Raw genomic sequence first — 15,820 nt, forward strand, 5'->3', positions numbered from 1 at the left:
GTCTGCGGGATCCGGCGCGCTACTCCATCTCCTCCGCGATGAAGATCTGCGGGCTCAGCACGAGCTTCCCGTTGACGATCTTCCCGGTCCTCGTGAACAGGCTCGTCGTCCCGTCGCCGTCGAGGTCCCCCTCCGCGGAGACCTCGAATCCATCCTTGCCCGGATCGGGCCCGCCGCGCGCCGGCCCCTTGTAGCCCGATCCGGCGCGATAGTCGTATTGGTAGTAGGCCGACATCGCCAGGTTGAATTGCAGGCAACGCCACCCCGAGGTGTCGTCGCCCTGGTTGAAGTCCTGTCCGGGGCTCGAGGACGGCGTGTAGCGGGCTCCCCGCGGCACGGCGGCGGGGACCGGGTTGGCCGACTTGCAGAGGTGGCGCGACGACGGCGGCACGTTCTTCTGCGAGCCCGCCGCGCGCTCGAACGCTCCGACCGCGCTGCGGGCGATCGCCCCGATCGTGTTCTTCGCCTCCGCCGTCTTCGCGGAGGCGAGGTAACGCCGGACGCCGTAGACGGCGAGCGCGGCGCTCGTGCCGAGGATCTCGACGCCGCCCTGGCCGCCGAGCGCGAGCTCGAGCCCGCGGTCGCTCGGCGCGAGCGTCAGGGAGAGCAGCGTCGGCGAGGCGCCGAGGGCGCCGAAGCTCGCCGCCGCGGCCCCTTCGAGCAGGCCCGCGAAGGTCTGACGATCGAGGTACATCTCCAGGTGCGAGGGCGCCTTCGCGCGCGCCCGCGCCTCCGCGAACGACGGGCTCGCGGCCAGCGATTCCTTGTCCTTCCCGAAGCGCGCGGCGACCTGAGCGAGGAAGCTCCGGTCGCCCGCGCCGATCAGCACGAAGCCTTGCCTCGACTCGGCCCTCAGCTCGTTGTGGTCGTCGAGATCGTCCGACACCCATCCCGGCCTGGTCCGGACCTTCTTCGATGTCCGCTTCATGTGCGCGGCGACCGCGTCGAACACCTTCTTCTGCGCGGCCGCATCCGCGGTCGCGATCGCGATCAGCACGGCGTTGTGCCGGAGCGCCGCATCGCGCTCGCCGCCCGCGAAGGCGAGCTTGTGCTTCGGATCGCGGTAGATCCCGATCGCGGCCTCCCCGCCGAGCGCCCTGTCCACGTCGCCGAGCTCGAGCCCGACCTCGGCGAGCGCGCCCGCGGCGGCGGCCGCGACGGGCCCGCCGGCGAGCCCGTTGAAGGCGCCGAGGACGTCGCTCACGGTCTTTCCGGGCGATCGCTGGAGGGAGAGCCCGAGCGCCACCAGGGCACCCGAGGGCAGTTTCGCCATGGCGCCGTGGTCCGTCGCCGCGAGCACGGCGCCGAGGCGGGGATACTCCGGTCCGAGGGCCGCGAGCTCGACGCGGAGGCCGGGCGCGCCCTGGCTCATCGGCAGCGCCAGGAAGAGCCGTGAGCCGGGCTCGGGTGCGGTGGCGCCGCCGCTGCTCATGCGGTGGAGGTCGAGCGCGAGCCATGGATCCTTCGCGCGTTCGGCCTGGAACAGCGCGGAGCTCCTGAACGACGCCTCGCGCTGCCCGGCGACGCGCAGGGCCCTCGCGAGCGGCTCTGGCCGGGCGCAGAGGAGGGCGACCCGCGCCTCCGCGAGCCACTCGCCGTGAGCGAACACCCTGTCCTTGTCGTCCCGGAGCGCGAACGCGCCGTCCTCGCCGGTCTCCCGCGGCAGCTCCTTCAGCAGGCGCTCGACCGGCGCCCCGTCGCGGAATCGCGCCGCCGCGCAGCCGTGCCCGAGGAGCGCCCACACGGCGCCGCCCTGGGACGCCTCGCCGCCGACGAACACGATGGCGCCGTCGAGCGACGCCGTGACGTCGCGGGCGAGGTCCGGGCTCACGCCGGGCTGGCGCGCCAGGACCGCCGCGAGCTCCTGGACGAGCGCCTCCTGGACCACCGGCGCGCCCGCGAGGAGCGCGCCGGCCTGCGGGACGCTCGCGACGAGCACCGCGTCGCTCGGGACGACGTCGACGAGCGACTCCACGCTCCGCGGCATCGTGGGGGCGGTCGGCGGCGTGGTTGCCGCGGTCCCCGCGGGCGACGGGGGCGCGGCCGACTGCGGCGGCGGCGTCGCCGCGGTGGTGCCTCCGCAGGACGCGAGCGCGACCAGCCCGGCCGCGGTGAGAACTCTGGGTAAGGACAGGCTCCTCGACATGGATGCTCTCCTCATTCGCGGGCGTCCTGGTACACCCGACCAGCCCTCGCGTCTCCGTCAAAGCACGGCTCCACGGGGCTCCGCGTGCCCCGCTGTACGCGCGCTCGTCCTGCATGCCGCCGGAGACCCGGGGCCGCCGAGAGAGAGGCGCTGTCGAGCGTCAGCGGCGCAGCTCCTCGCGGATCTCCATCAAGATCTTTCCCAGCATGTTCACCCCGCTCCCATCGCCGCCGTCGGCCCAGTAGGCGTCGTTCGTCGTGTGCTCGACCAGCTCGGCGTCCCCGGTGTCGAGCAGGGCGCGCTTGAGATCCTCGTGCTGGGTGAACTTTGCCCGCACCACCTCGCGCATGATGTCGTCCTTCACCTGCTCCCAGTCGGGGCGCAGCGGTCGGCTCCGCTGTCGACCCATGCGGGCCGCCTCACCGGGGCCGGGGGCGTTGCGGATCTCCTCCTCGTGGTGGGTGCCGGGGAACTTCTGGGCCTGGAAGTAGTGCTCGCTCGTGGGCCATACCTTGCCCTTCAGCGTGACCGGATGGCGCGAGAAGTTGGAGAAGAAGCCGTAGGCGTCGCCGGCGCGGTAGAAGTTGATGACGGTCATGCACCGATCCTACCCCACGCGCTGGCGCGACGGCGCTGTGCCGGCGACCCAACCTGGGTCAGGTCGGCCTCGACGCACCGGGGATCGAAGGCACCTCGACCGCGCGCGAGGACCGGGAACGGCGCGAGGAGGGCGGTTGTACCGCCCCTCCAGGACCGATCTCGATGGTCTGGGGGCGATTGTACCGCCCCTCCAGGACCGATCTCGATGGTCTGGGGGCGGTTGTACCGCCCCTCCAGGACCGATCTCGGGTAGTGCGGCACTTTGAGATCCGGTGCGGTCATTTGACTCCACACCTCGCGTGAGCGGTTAGGCTCCGCCGGAATAGGTGCAGCCCGCGACGACGGCAATCGTCCGGGCTGCGTGGTCCGACCCCGAGCAACCGGAGCCGAACAGTGCAGCTATACCTCATCCCCCCCGACGGCGGGCAAGGCGGACGTGCGCCCGCGCGCCGCCGCCCACGTCTCACACTTAGCCCCACACAGAGCAACCGCCTCCGGGCAGCCCTGCGCAACCTCCGCGCAGCGTACGGCACGTGGGGCTGCCTTGCCGAGGTTCTGGGCGTCTCGCGCAGCACCCTGCGCAACATCGTGAAGGGGCACGACGGCGGCTCCCTCGCGATGGCGACCCGCGCCGCGAAGGCGGCGGGCGTCCCCGTCGAGAAGCTCCTCGGCGACCTCGCCGCCGCTGACAGGTGCAGCGTCTGCGGGAGGAGCGGGTGAGGCGCCCGCGGAAGGGGGCGAAGAGCCAGCCGACCGCACGACATCCCAGGAAGCGGCCGACGATGGAGGCGCTCCTCGCCGAGCGCGGCATCGTCCGCGCCACGCTCGCCGGCATCCCGAAGCGCGACCGCGCCGACGTGGAGCAAGAGGTCTTCCTTGGCGCGTGGCGCGCCATCCGGAGCGGCCGATACCGGCCGAATCCGAAGGACCAGCCGCGTGACGCGCTCCGGAAGTGGCTGCACGGCATCGCGTGGCGCCAGGCGTCGAAGTACTTCGAGAGCGCGTACGTGCGGCGCGCCATCCTCCACGCGGAGCCTCTCGGGTTGCTCCGTGGGTTCGTTGGTCCGAGCCTCGACGCGCAGATCGAGGCGCGCGACCTGCTCCGGGCGATCGAACGGCTCAGGCCGGAGCATCAGGAGATCCTCCTGGCCGTCGACGCCCCGGAGACGCTCTCCGCGTACGCCGCGCAGCGCGGGATGAGCCCGTTCACCGCGGCGAGCCGGCTCCGCATCGCCCGCGCCATGCTGGCCCTCAAGGTCCGGAGGTGGCGGCGATGAGCTTCAACATCCGCGACCCCAAGCACCGCATGAGCGTCACGCTCCCCGGGCGGCCCATCACCCGGCGCGTATCGCCCGAGGACGTGGAGCGCTACCTGACGGCGCGCGGCTACGAGGCGCATCGCCTCGACCACCGCGACTGGCCACGGGACGCGGTGTACTCCTGGTGGCCACCCCGACGGCCGCCGAGGTGGCCGGACCCCCGGCCCACAACCATCGACGTCCCGCCCCGCGTCGTGCGCGGGCTCCGGGAGTGCTGCAATCCGCTGGAGCAGGCGATCGAGGCCATCGCCCACAACGAGGGCCGCACGCCGGGCGAGATGCTGCGCGAGATCGCCGTCATGGCGCGGATGGCTGAGGGCGGCGAGTAGGCGCGCGGAGCGAGTGGGCGCGCCCCCGTGAGCTCGTTTGTCACCCCGCCTGGCACGTGTTTGGTATAGCCACGCCAACCTGAACCCCTGTCCATGCGCCTTACGCCTGACACTTGCCGCTTGACGGCCAGACAAAGCGGCGGTCAGCAAATTTTGGGGCCGACAGTCGCCCGCGCTTCCTTTGCTCACTCCGCCGGAGTAGCCTCACGCCCATGAGTAATTGTGGTGTATGCGGTGGTTCCGGAACGTGTCGCGGGTGCCAGGGGCGCGGGAACATCGGCGGGGTAACTTGTGCGCTTTGTTCGGGAAGCCGCAGGTGCAACACCTGTGGAGGCCGTGGCACGCTTCGCAACGTGCGGTATAATCGCACTCGTCGCATGAGATAGCGCAAAGCGCGCTGGTGCGCGCAGCGAGTGCCGCTGTATACAGGCGGCACTCGCCTACTGACGCGGGATAAAACCTGCGAATTGCGCATGCCTCTTCAGCGTCGTTCTAACGGCGTCGCGAATGCCGGAAGGCGTCGTGTTCTTTGGCGCGAACACCTTAAGTTCCACGATTCGCTGAGTAGGTCGTCCCGGCCTGACAACCAGCACGTCTGCGCGCATGGCCGCGTGTGCCGATCTCACTTCGGCCTCATGCGAGGCATCTACACCCAGCTCCCGCAACGCGGCCGCGATACGTTGGCCCACGAACACAGGTCTGCTTGTAATGTCAGCATACCACGCCTTCGCGTTGGTCGCCCGCTCGGAATCCCGCTCTCTCTGTGGCGAATAAGCATCCGGGTTCCATGCATCGTTCAAAATGTAGTAGAAGTGCGTCTTCGTGAATCTGCTGAGATTCTTAGGAATATAGGCGCTGTCGTGCAGATTCTTACACAGCGGCATAAGATCCGCTGCGGCGATCGGGATCAGTCGCATGTCGAAGTACAGCCTGGCTCGGTTGTATTCTTGTAGCGGCAGTTGCTTCTGGTCTAACTTGTTTAAGGATCGATACCACGATTCCCATTGGAGTTTGTAACCAGATCTAGCGTCCGTGAATCGCACCACCTGTGCAAGCCTCTTGCCGTCGGTCACAGGCCACAGCATGATTACCTGATAGTTCGACAGGTCTACGATACTTCTACTGTGCTCGTGCAGTCTCGACCCTACGTGCTCCACGGCCGTACCGAGCGTGTCAGCTGAAGCGCTGATCCGCGCAATGTCTTCTGGCATCACCTCGAAATCGGCCAAAGACTTGCCGTGATTGTGAAACGAAAACGTCTCCTCTACAATACTTGACCACTCTGCCCTCGGTGGGCCATGTAGCTCAAACCCATCTTCGACCAATACGCGTCGATTCCGAGTTGTCGCGTCACATAGAAGTTTTTGAAAGTCACGACTTGTGGTTAGCCACAGTATTAGTATCGGATATCTTCCAAGCTGGCTTCGGTCTAATAGACTCAGACTTTCAACGAATCGCTTCGGCACTGACTCCTTTTCCGCAGTAACTTCTTCGTACTGATCGACGACGAAGATCAGCAGCTCTTTGCCTGAAGGGCGCTGCATGAAGTGCCGTGCCATGGTCTGTTGCAAGCTGTCGACGGATTCGATTTGCGTGCGCTCTAGCGTCGTGACTAGGCATTCAGGAAGATGAGTGCCGAGCTCCAGGGCCGCGGACGTTTTCCCGGAGCCGCTGAGTCCAAAGACCGGCAGGAAGCGAATTCCGCCACTTATCTTCATGCCTTTGAACGCATTGATGACCAGCTGGTTCAGCTCCGCGCTTGGTCGAAGCCTGCCACGGAATGCAATATCTAGATTCTCGTATCTAGACGGAAGCCATACGGGCGCCATGGACTGCCAATACCTCATCGGCGTTCCAGGAGCAACGGTAGGCGCCCGCTCGCTGTCCCGGAGCCATCTGATGCGCTGCGCTGTCATCGCGCACCCCCTGCGCAACGCGCAACGTCCGCTATGACATCCGCTGTCCTAGCGCCACCTCTGCCGAGCCGTTCCGAGCGGTTTTCCCCGGCAAAATTGCTATAATCAGAGGACCTTAGACGAAAACGCCCCGCCTCCGGCTGGAACCCGAAGGCGGGGCGGCAGAAGCCGAGCGGTGCGACCCGTCCGACGTCCTGGCAGACCGGATCGTGGGCCCTCCGCCGGAGAAAGGCAAGGGTCCCGTGGCGAACGTGCTCCCGGCGGAGAAGCGCCTGCGTGTGCTCGCGGCGCTTGTAGACGGCAACAGCGTGCGGGCGACCGAGCGCATGACCGGCGTCCAGCAGCGGACGATCCGGCGCTTCGCGCTGGCCCTGGGGCAGGGCGCCGAGCGGCTCCACAACCGGCTGGTGCGTGACCTCCGGTGCGTTCTCGTGCAGGTGGACGAGATCTGGGGGTACGTGCAGAAGAAGCAGGCGAGGGTCACACCAGCCGACGCGGCCGACGTCGGCGAGGCGTACACCTTCGTCGCGATGGATACGCTGTCGAGGCTGGTGATCGCCTACCGCGTCGGGAAGCGTGACCAGGAGACGACAGACGCTTTCATCGCCGACCTGCGGACCCGCTTGCTCGTCATGCCTCAGCTCACCTCGGACGGCTTCGCGCCGTACGTCCAAGCTGTAGGAACGTCCTTCGGGACGTCGATTGACTACATGCAGACGGTCAAGAACTACCGTTCTGGCAGCCGCGGCCGGCGCGACGACGACCACCGCTACGAGCCGCCGCGCGATCCGTTCATCACCAAGTCGGTAGTCTTTGGGGCGCCCGACCCGAAGAAGGCGTCCACAGCGTACGTGGAGCGCCTGAACGGCACCACGAGACATCAGAACGGCCGCATGCGTCGGCTCTGCCTGGCGTTCTCGAAGCGCATCGAACACCACCGGGCATCTGTCGCTCTGACGTATAGCTACTACAACCTCTGTCATGTCGTGAAGACTCTCCGTGTCACGCCTGCGATGCAGGCCGGGTTGACTGACCACGTGTGGAGCCTGGACGAGCTCATGGAGGCGCTCTTGGCCGAGGGGGAGACGGCCGCCCCCGAGGCCCAGCCACTCAGCCATTCCGAGCCCTCCGCGCCTGCGAGGCCGCTTCCGGGCGGCCGGGGCTTCCTCCGCCTCGTGACGGAGCCGACGCCCGCGCTGAAGCGTCCGCAGCGCCATCCCGAGCCCCCGCCGTCGGCGCCTCCGGTCCAGGCTGCGCCGCCCCCGCCGGTCGAGGCTCCGCGCCGTCCGGTCCAGCTCGACCTGTTCGACCTCGGCAAGCCGCCCACCTCGGAGGGATGAGCTTGCGATCGGGTGCGGTCTTTTGCTCGGCGCCCGCAGCCATTTGGTCGAATGACCGCACCACCCGAACTCGATGGTCTGGGGGCGGTTGTACCGCCCCTCCAGGACCGATCTCGATGGTCTGGGGGCGGTTGTACCGCTCCTCTCCGCGTCAGACCGCTGTCGCCAGCACGGTGACCGGCGTGGCCGGGAAGACGTGCTGGCGACGGCCATCGAAGCGCACGCGGACGACGTTGCCCGGCGATAGCTTCCGGAGCGACTCCTCGCCGACGAAGAGGGTCTCCTGGTCGACGAAGGCCGGACTGCCGTCGTCGGGGACGACCTCGAAGACGACCACCACGAAGAAGCCCTTTTGCTTCACGAACTCCCGCACCACCGAGCAACGGAGGACGCGCCCGCGGCCGAGCGAGCCGAACGACGCGACCAGGGTAGAGGCAAGGTGCCGCAGGAACCGCACGAGCTGTAGAATCGCGAAGAGGCCCCCCGCCGCGACGAGGAACAGGTACGCCGGCGACTCGACTGCCCGGGTCGCCGCCCAGGCGGCGAGCCCGGCGCCCCCGAAGATGAAGACCGCGTGGAGGAAGAAGCCGAAGCCGTTGATCGGCAGGTGACGGACGAGCGTCCAGTAGGCCGAGAGAAACACGTTCGCCACGGCTTGCTCGGCCTCGTCTCTGGACACCGACGCTGCCCGCGCATAGTGGTCGACGGCCTCGTCGCGCTTGCCGTCGACGAGCAGCTGCTTGACGCGCTCGATGTCGTCCTTCGAGGCGGTCTGAGCCCTGATCTGCGCGACGGGAGCGCCGGTGGCGGGCCGCTCGACGAAGAGGTTCGTGTTGCAGAAGATGCAGATGACGTGGCGCTGCCCCGACGCGACGGAGAGCGGCGCCCCGCAGTTGGGGCAAGAGGTCATCGAGAGCAGAAGGCTCATGGGGAGGTGAGCCTACCTCAGACCCCGCCTCCGGAGGTGACGTCCGACTCCAGCATGGGGTGCCGATGGACAGGCAGTTGACCGCGCTGACCGAGTCGACGCGCCCATCATAAAAATGCTATGCAGTGCGAACCGCGGGATGCCGCCTCGTTCCACGCCTCGAACGCGGCCGTTCCAGATCGCCGCCTGGCGACGCTCCGGGTAGCGCGGCATACTCTGGACGCGATTCTTGAGCCGTTGCGGGCGGATTTCGTGCGCCCGCCTCAGGGCCTGCCGCTCCGGCTGTCCCTTCACCGGTTTCGGCCCGGTGCCCCCACGGGTCTGCTCGGAGAGGCCGTCGCCGAGCCGGGCACGCCGTGATCACAGGCCCCGTCACTCTGATTGCTGGCGAACGCTGGCTCCTGGCGGAGGCGGACTCCGTCGGTGCGAACGATCGTCTGACCAGAATCATGATGTGGAGGAAGAATGAAGAAGAGAGAACTTCGTCATGCGCTTGGTCTCGCGGTGTGCGCGGGCGCCGCGCTCGGCCTCTCCTCGGGCTGCTCGTTGGATAGCGCGTCGGACGACGCGCTCGAGGCGCTCGAGTCGCGCTCGTCCGCCATCATCGGCGGCGAGCTCGCCGAGGCGAGCCCCTGGGCCGTCCAGGTCTTCGACGTGCGCGGGAGCACCGGCGACTTCTACCAGTGCACCGGCACCCTCGTCGCGCCGCGCTGGGCGCTCACCGCGCAGCACTGCATCGCGGACGAGGGCGAGACGTCGGCGGTGCGCGTCGGCAGCAACACGTACCGCGAGGGCCGGCGCATCGCGGTCGACGCCGTCGAGGTGCCCTCGGCCGGCGTCGACATCGCGCTGCTCCACCTGACCGAGGACGCCGATGGACCGTTCGTCCAGCTCGCCCCCGCGGGGCTGGCCGTGAACGGGACGGACGCGACGGTTTACGGCTGGGGGAGCGAGGGCACGCCGCTGGTCATGGCGCCGTCGCTCAAGAAGGCGACCATCCACATCGATGGCCGGCGCTCCGACGACGAGCTCCTCGCGACGGGCGTGACGGGCTCCGGCTGGAGCGGCGACTCCGGCGGCCCGTGGTTCGTCGACGGGCGTCAGGTCGCCGTGTTCTCGGCCAGCAGCGGCCAGGACGGCACGAACCTGCACGCGTCGCTCGCCGGCGTCGACGTCGCGCGCCACCGCGCGTGGATCGACGCGACGATCGCCGGCGGCCCCACGGTCCACCCGAGCGACCAGGTCGTGCTCCACGATCTCTCGAACTTCTCCGGCGTCTCGCAGGGCTTCGGGATCGGCCGCTACAACGTCGCCGACCTGACGATCATCGGCAACGACCGCGCGAGCTCGATCACGGTCCCTGCAGGGCTCCGGGCCACGGTCTTCTTCAACCACAACTTCGAGGAGGGGGCGTACGTCTTCACCTCGGACACGAACCTCGCGGCCGCGGGCACGAACGGCGTGTCCGTGAGCGCGAACGAGATCATCTCGAGCATCGTCGTCTCGCACGCCTCGGACCCGCAGCTCGACGTTGTCACCTTCTACGAGCACGCCAACTTCTCGGGCGCATCGTTCGTGTACAGCGTCGGAGGCAACTTTCTTTTCAACGGCCCATGGGACTTCCGGATCAGCTCCGTCCGCGTCCCCCCCGGCTTCAAGCTGACGCTCTACGACGGGTACTTCTGGACTTCGCCGGGGTCACGCGTCTTCACGGCAGACGCGAACCTCGCCCCCCACAGCTTCGACGACAAGACCCGGAGCTTCCTCATCGAGCGCTTGTAGGCGCGAGCGCGCGCGGCCCGCGTCGCGCGGCTCGCGTCGCGCGCCGATCCCCGCGCCGGCCGCGCGCGGCGCCGGCGTGCCAGGGGGCCGCGCTGACAGGTGTGCGCGCCCACCGGGTGGCGCACGCGTCCGCCCGCGTCATCTGAGGCTGCCACGTGCCCTCGGAGGTCGGATATCCTGGCAGCATGATGAATTTTCGCGGACTTGCGGTCGCAGCGCTCGTCGGCCTCTCGGCCTGCAGCGCCCAGGATCGCAACTTCGTCGGCGCGGGCGGCGCGGGCGCGGGCGGTACGGGTGGTGCGGGCGGTACGGACGGTGCGGGCGGTGACAACGGTGCCGGCACGACGACGCCTTCCAGCGTGAGCACGGGCACGAGCACCACGACGGGGTGCATGCCAACAGAGGACTGCTTCAACGGCGCAGACGACGACTGCGACAACGCCGTCGACTGCGCGGACCCGGACTGCGCCGAGGGCGCGGTCTGCCTGGCGGCACCCACGAACTTCCAGCCCGGCGTCCTCGTGGACGCGACAGAGCCGTGCCCCGACGGCTTCACCGAAGAGGAGACGCTCCTCTTCCGCGGCCTCTCCGGCAGCGGGTGCGAGGGCTGCGGCTGCACGCCGAACCCGACGGACTGCGCGGCGGATCTCTACCTCTACGCGAACACGTCGCAGTGCGAGGCGGACAACGGGCTCACGGGCGGCACCCTGGCGAAGCGGGTCGGGTTCATGTGCGACTCGGTGCCGATCAACAACGGGTTCGTCAGCTGGGGCGGCGTTCGCGCGGGCCCCTTCGAGGTGATCCAGAGCTGCACGGCGACCGGCACGGCGATCCCGGCGCCGGCGCGGTGGGCCGAGTCGAAGAAGCTCTGCCACGCGAGCCCGGGCGCCGGCTGCCGCGCCGGCCAGGTCTGTGTCCCGAAGCTCGCCCCGGCGGCGCAGTGCGCGCTCGTGTCGGGCAGCGCCACCTGCGACGGCTACGGGCGGCGCGAGAGCGACTGGTTCCGGGGCTACGCCGACACCCGGACGTGCTCGTCCTGCGCGTGCACGGCGAGCGGCGGCGATTGCAACTACGTGCGGGTCGAGCTCGGTAACGACTACAGCTGCTTCGATCACGCGCAGCTCTCGCAGGCCGACCGGTACTGCGGTTACGCCTACTCGCCTCCTGCGCACCTCGTCGGCAAGCCGACCAACTCGACCTGCACCGCGCGCACGAGCCTCAGCGGCTCGCTGGATCCGACGGGGCAGTCGACGCTCTGTTGCGTCGAGTAGACGCGGGGGCGCGCCCGCGCCGCGCGCGGCCAGGCCGCGTTCGGCGGACTCGCAGCGTGCGGCGCGGGGGCGACGAGCTTCTCCCCCGCGCGCGTCACGTCGGAAAGTCCGTCGACGCCGAGACGGCGCGCCACGCGGCGAGCTCCTGCGTCACGAACGCGTTCTTCGCCTCGATCGCGGCGATGGCGTCGGTGCCGAGCGGGAGACGGAGCGGCGGGTTCTTCGCGCCGGCGAGCTCGACGACAACGCGGGCGAGCCGCGCCGGGTCGCCAGGCTGCTGGAGGCTGACCTCCTTCGCGTAGCTCCGGACCTTGCCCGCGGTCTCCGCATAATCGGCGATGACCTTTCCCGTCGCCACGACGGACTTCGCCTCCAGGAACTCCGTCCGGAAGTAGCCCGGCTCGAGGACCGTCACCCCGATGCCGAGCGGCGCGAGCTCCGCGTGCAGCGCCTCCGAGATCGCCTCGACGGCGAACTTCGTCGAGCAGTAGATGCCGAACCCAGGCCCCGACCGGTAGCCGCCCACCGACGAGAGGTTCAAGATCAGCCCGGCGCGCTGCTTCCGGAGCTGCGGAAGCGCGGCGCGCGTCACCGCGAGGAGGCCGAACACGTTCGTCTCGAAGACGCGCCGCACCTCGTCGCCCTGGGTCTCCTCGATCGCGCCGACGACCCCGTAGCCGGCGTTGTTCACCAGCACGTCGATCCGGCCGAACCGGGCGACGGCAGCCTCGACCGCGGCGGCGACGGACGCCTCGTCCGTCACGTCGAGCGCGAGGGGGAGGAGCGCCTCGGGCCGCCCGAAGCGGTCCGTGATGCTCCTCGGATCGCGCGCGGTCGCGACCACCCGATCGCCGGCGGCGAGCGCCGCGCTCGCGATCTCCGCGCCGATGCCGCGCGACGCGCCCGTGATGAACCACACACGCTTGTTCTCGCTCGTTTCCATGGGGATCTCCTCTTCGTTTCCGGGGGGTGCGCCCCCCTCGCGAGAACGAAGATGCAGCATCGCGACCATGAAGATAATTCGCAAAACGTTTGATGCTTCTTGAACCTACGGTTCATAATCCGGCATGGCCGACACGCTCGACGGGCTCACGACGTTCCTCGCCGTGGGCCGCTGCAAGAGCTTCACCGCCGCCGCCGCCGCGCTCGGCGTCACCCCCACCGCCGTGAGCCAGAAGATCAAGCTCCTCGAGCGACGGTACGGCGTGGTGCTGTTTCAGCGGACCACGAGGCGCGTCGCGCTCACGGAGCCGGGCGCGAGCCTCTTTCAGCGCCTGCAGCCCGCGATCGCGGACGTCGAGGGCGCGCTCGCGGCGCTCGGTGACTACCGCGGGCGTCCCTCCGGGAACCTCCGCATCACCGCGCCGCGCATGACCGGCGCATGGCTCCTCGCTCCGCTCGTGGCGCGGATGCGGGAGGCGTATCCGGAGCTGTCCATCGAGGTTTCGCTCGACGATGCCTTCGTCGACCTCGTGGCGGCCGGCTTCGACGCGGGCATCCGGCTCGGCGACGCGGTCGAGAAGGACATGGTGCGGGTCCCGATCACGAGCCACTCGTCGTGGTCGATCGCCGGCTCGCCGGCCTACCTCGAGAGCGCGGGGCGGCCGCGCGCGCCGGAGGACCTCGTCCACCATCGCGCCATCCGCCAGCGCCTCATCGCGAGCGGCACCGTCTATCGATGGGAGCTCGAACGCCGGGGCAAGGCGATCACGGTCGATGTTCCCGGCGGCATCGTCGTCGACGACATCGCGCTCATGGTCGCGCTCGCGTGCGCGGGGTCGGGCCTCGCGTACGTACCCGACCAGGCCATCGAGCGCGACCTCTCCGAGGGTCGGCTGGAGCGCGTGCTCGAGGCGTTCATCACGAAGGGACCTGGCTTCTACCTGTACTTCCCGGCGCGCACGCAGGAGCAGCCAAAGCTCCGCGCGCTGATCGAGAGCGTCACGAGCGCTCGCGGGCAGAAGGCGAGGCGTCGTTCAGGTCGGACCGGCGTCTCCGGTGGCGGGGGCCCCGCGTGATTCCGGACCCACCGCGCCGCCCGACGGTGGCTGGAGCTCTCGGCGTCAGAGCGTCTCGAGGTACGCGACGAGCTCGTCGATCTGGGCCGGCGTGAGCGCCGAGGTGACGCCGTGTCGATCCCCTCCGCCGCACGGGCCGAAGCGGTCGTGGAGCGTCGCGGCGCAGCCATCGTGCATGTACGGGGCGCGCGCCGCGAGCCCGCGCAGCGAGGGTACCTGGAACGGCCCGCCCGTGCCCACGTCGACGGTCTCGTTGTTCGTGAGCGTCTCGCCGGAATGGCACGTCGCGCAAGCGAGGGTCGGGTCGTTGAAGAGCGCCTCGCCGCGCGCCGCGGCGCCCGCGTCCGCCGGCTTCGACCGGGGCAGGGCCTTGATCGCGTCGAGCCACGCCGCGAACGCGTCGAGGTGAGCGGCGTCCGGAAGCGAGCGGCCCATCCGCTTCTCGAGCACCTCCCTCATGAAGCCCCTGAAGTCTTTCAGGTCACCGTCCCAGTGCAGCGGCGCCGTCGCGAGGACGCCGCCTGCGACCGATTGCGTGCGGCGCGGTCCGATGGGCTCGAAGTTCCATACCCGTCCATCCTCATGCCCCTCCGGGTGGCAGGAAGCGCAGGAGACGGCGCGGGATCCACCGCCGTCGCCATGGAAGAGGGTATGGGAATCGTCGAGCCGGCTCTCCCCGGGAAGCTCGAGCGTGCCGATCGCCTCGCCGCTGAGGGCCCCGAAGCGCCGGATGCTCGGCGGCTCCCGTATCTGCACGAGCAGGTTTCTCTCTCCGTCGTAGCCGACGGCGATGGGCTGCTCCCGGACGCCGACAAAGAAGTGGCGCTGGTCAGGGGCGAGCGAGCAGGTGTCGATCCCGTCGTTCCGCTCGAGGGACTCGAGCGGCGCCTCGATGACATCGCCGCTGCCCGCCTGTACGATCGCGGCGCTGAGCCCATCCGGCGACACAGCGATGTCGACCGCGAGCAGCCCGACCCCGATGCCGCCAACACCATGGCTGGACAGCGGCGGGTTCGACGGATGGGCCTCGCCGGGCAGCGGTCGCATGAGGGTCACCGCGGTATGGAGCAAGCGCCGGTCGCAATTCCTCGAGTAGTAGACGCCGGCCCCCGTGCTGCTGACGGGGCTGACGAGGCTGCGCTGGTGCAGCATGGCCACGCCGCCCCCGGGCAGCGGGACCGTCCTCCACGCCACCCCCGGCTCGAACTCACGCGTGTCGTTCTCGAGGTCGTACAGCTCGCCCGGGATGTACGACAGCGGCCTGATGCGCTCGACCACCGTGCCGTCCTTCGCGACAACAAGGAGCTCGGAGGACCGGAAGCGGCTCACGAGGAGCGAGTCCCCCTCGACGACAACGTCGCGCAGGTCGCGGTCGAGGCGGAGCTCGCGGACCGGCGGGGCAGCGACATTCGAGGAGAGCGTCACGAGCTCGCCGCCCGCGCACGCCACGTGGAGCAGGCCTGTCGAGGCGTCGTACGCGATCCCGCGGGGGGCGGGGCAAACGGGCCTGCGGTGCATCTCCTTGGTGGCGAGATCGATCGTGACCACCGCTCCGCCGCGGCGGAGCGCCACATGAACGGAGCCAGCCGGCCCCTCGGCCACGCGCCCGGGCTCGTCATCCTTCTCCAGAGGGAGGATGGTGTCCACCGTGAAGCTGGCGAGGTCGACGATCGAGATCCTGTCGCGGTCCGGATCCGCAGCAACGGCAACCGCCTTGTCGGCAGTGACAAGGAGCGTCCCGCCGCTGATCGGGGGAGGCGGCACCGCGGAGATCTTGGGGGGCGGCGTCGGCTCCTGGGACTCCCTGAAATCTTCGTACTCGTCCCACGGGAGATCATTATAGCCTGAGAGCACGTTGCACCCGGCGATGGCCGAGATCATGGCGGTGAGCGTGGTGAGCCCCGCTCCGGATCGAGCTTTCATTGCGCCTCCTGCGACCGACGCGGCCTTGCAAGAAGGTTGCCGGGGTCGTGCATCGAGCCTCGGACGACAACGGCTCTCCCCGTGATATGCGAGATCGCAGCGGGCGCGCCGGATTCAGGGGGGCGCGCCCACGGCGCATGGATTCGCCTTCTCCGCCTGGGGCACAGCCTTCCGGCCGCCGGAATCGTGCCGGATGACGCAAGATGTATACGCTGGAAGGGCCAGCGTGTTGCCGCGATTCCACATGT

General features: G+C 69.2%; 13 protein-coding genes. 7 read left to right on the forward strand and 6 right to left on the reverse strand.

All coding sequences use genetic code 11. The annotated features are described in order from the left end of the window. Positions 1–19: 19 nt before the first annotated feature. Positions 20–2,146: a hypothetical protein gene (locus WME96_RS17000; RefSeq protein WP_437291165.1), complete on the reverse strand. Its 2,127-nt coding sequence runs from the start codon at positions 2,144–2,146 to the stop codon at positions 20–22. Positions 2,147–2,306: 160 nt separating this feature from the next. Next, positions 2,307–2,744, reverse strand: coding sequence for an NADAR family protein (locus tag WME96_RS17005; protein ID WP_437291166.1), 438 nt, complete (start codon positions 2,742–2,744; stop codon positions 2,307–2,309). Between the two features lie 590 nt (positions 2,745–3,334). Here WME96_RS17005 and WME96_RS17010 point away from each other — a divergent pair. From WME96_RS17010 to WME96_RS17020, 3 genes are all read left to right on the forward strand, one after another. Next, a complete protein-coding gene (locus WME96_RS17010) occupies positions 3,335–3,466 on the forward strand; it encodes a hypothetical protein (RefSeq protein ID WP_437291167.1) in 132 nt (43 codons plus the stop codon). 62 nt (positions 3,467–3,528) lie between these two features. Beyond that, the gene (locus WME96_RS17015; protein WP_437291168.1) at positions 3,529–4,023 is read left to right on the forward strand and encodes an RNA polymerase sigma factor; all 495 of its coding nucleotides are present in this window, start codon (positions 3,529–3,531) and stop codon (positions 4,021–4,023) included. Next, positions 4,020–4,394, forward strand: coding sequence for a hypothetical protein (locus WME96_RS17020; RefSeq protein ID WP_437291169.1), 375 nt, complete (start codon positions 4,020–4,022; stop codon positions 4,392–4,394). Before WME96_RS17015 ends, WME96_RS17020 begins: the two co-directional genes overlap by 4 nt. 440 nt (positions 4,395–4,834) lie before the next feature. Here the strand turns inward: WME96_RS17020 and WME96_RS17025 are convergent, their stop codons facing one another. Next, entirely contained in the window at positions 4,835–6,223 is a 1,389-nt protein-coding gene (locus tag WME96_RS17025; RefSeq protein WP_437291170.1) for an ATP-binding protein, read from the reverse strand. Positions 6,224–6,552: 329 nt separating this feature from the next. Here WME96_RS17025 and WME96_RS17030 point away from each other — a divergent pair, with 329 nt between their 5' ends. Then, a complete protein-coding gene (locus WME96_RS17030; protein WP_437291171.1) occupies positions 6,553–7,650 on the forward strand; it encodes a transposase in 1,098 nt (365 codons plus the stop codon). Between the two features lie 151 nt (positions 7,651–7,801). Here the strand turns inward: WME96_RS17030 and WME96_RS17035 are convergent, their stop codons facing one another. Beyond that, positions 7,802–8,578, reverse strand: coding sequence for a hypothetical protein (locus WME96_RS17035; RefSeq protein ID WP_437291172.1), 777 nt, complete (start codon positions 8,576–8,578; stop codon positions 7,802–7,804). Positions 8,579–9,043: 465 nt separating this feature from the next. Between WME96_RS17035 and WME96_RS17040 the strand changes: the two genes are divergently transcribed. Together WME96_RS17040 and WME96_RS17045 are read left to right on the forward strand one after the other, a co-directional pair. Then, on the forward strand, positions 9,044–10,360 hold the full coding sequence (locus WME96_RS17040; protein WP_437291173.1) for a trypsin-like serine protease: 1,317 nt from the start codon (positions 9,044–9,046) through the stop codon (positions 10,358–10,360). Positions 10,361–10,545: 185 nt separating this feature from the next. Continuing rightward, positions 10,546–11,631, forward strand: coding sequence for a hypothetical protein (locus WME96_RS17045; RefSeq protein WP_437291174.1), 1,086 nt, complete (start codon positions 10,546–10,548; stop codon positions 11,629–11,631). 94 nt (positions 11,632–11,725) lie between these two features. On the opposite strand, the gene WME96_RS17050 is transcribed toward WME96_RS17045, so the two are convergent. Further along, a complete protein-coding gene (locus WME96_RS17050; RefSeq protein ID WP_437291175.1) occupies positions 11,726–12,574 on the reverse strand; it encodes an oxidoreductase in 849 nt (282 codons plus the stop codon). 124 nt (positions 12,575–12,698) lie between these two features. Between WME96_RS17050 and WME96_RS17055 the strand changes: the two genes are divergently transcribed. After that, complete coding sequence (locus WME96_RS17055) at positions 12,699–13,649, forward strand: LysR family transcriptional regulator (protein WP_437291176.1); 951 nt, start codon at positions 12,699–12,701, stop codon at positions 13,647–13,649. A 45-nt stretch (positions 13,650–13,694) separates the two neighbouring features. Here the strand turns inward: WME96_RS17055 and WME96_RS17060 are convergent, their stop codons facing one another. Then, on the reverse strand, positions 13,695–15,572 hold the full coding sequence (locus tag WME96_RS17060; protein ID WP_437291177.1) for a c-type cytochrome: 1,878 nt from the start codon (positions 15,570–15,572) through the stop codon (positions 13,695–13,697). Positions 15,573–15,820: the final 248 nt, after the last annotated feature.

Origin of the sequence: Sorangium sp. So ce406 (assembly GCF_051474675.1) — a bacterium.
Taxonomy (GTDB): domain Bacteria; phylum Myxococcota_A; class Polyangia; order Polyangiales; family Polyangiaceae; genus Sorangium; species Sorangium cellulosum_G.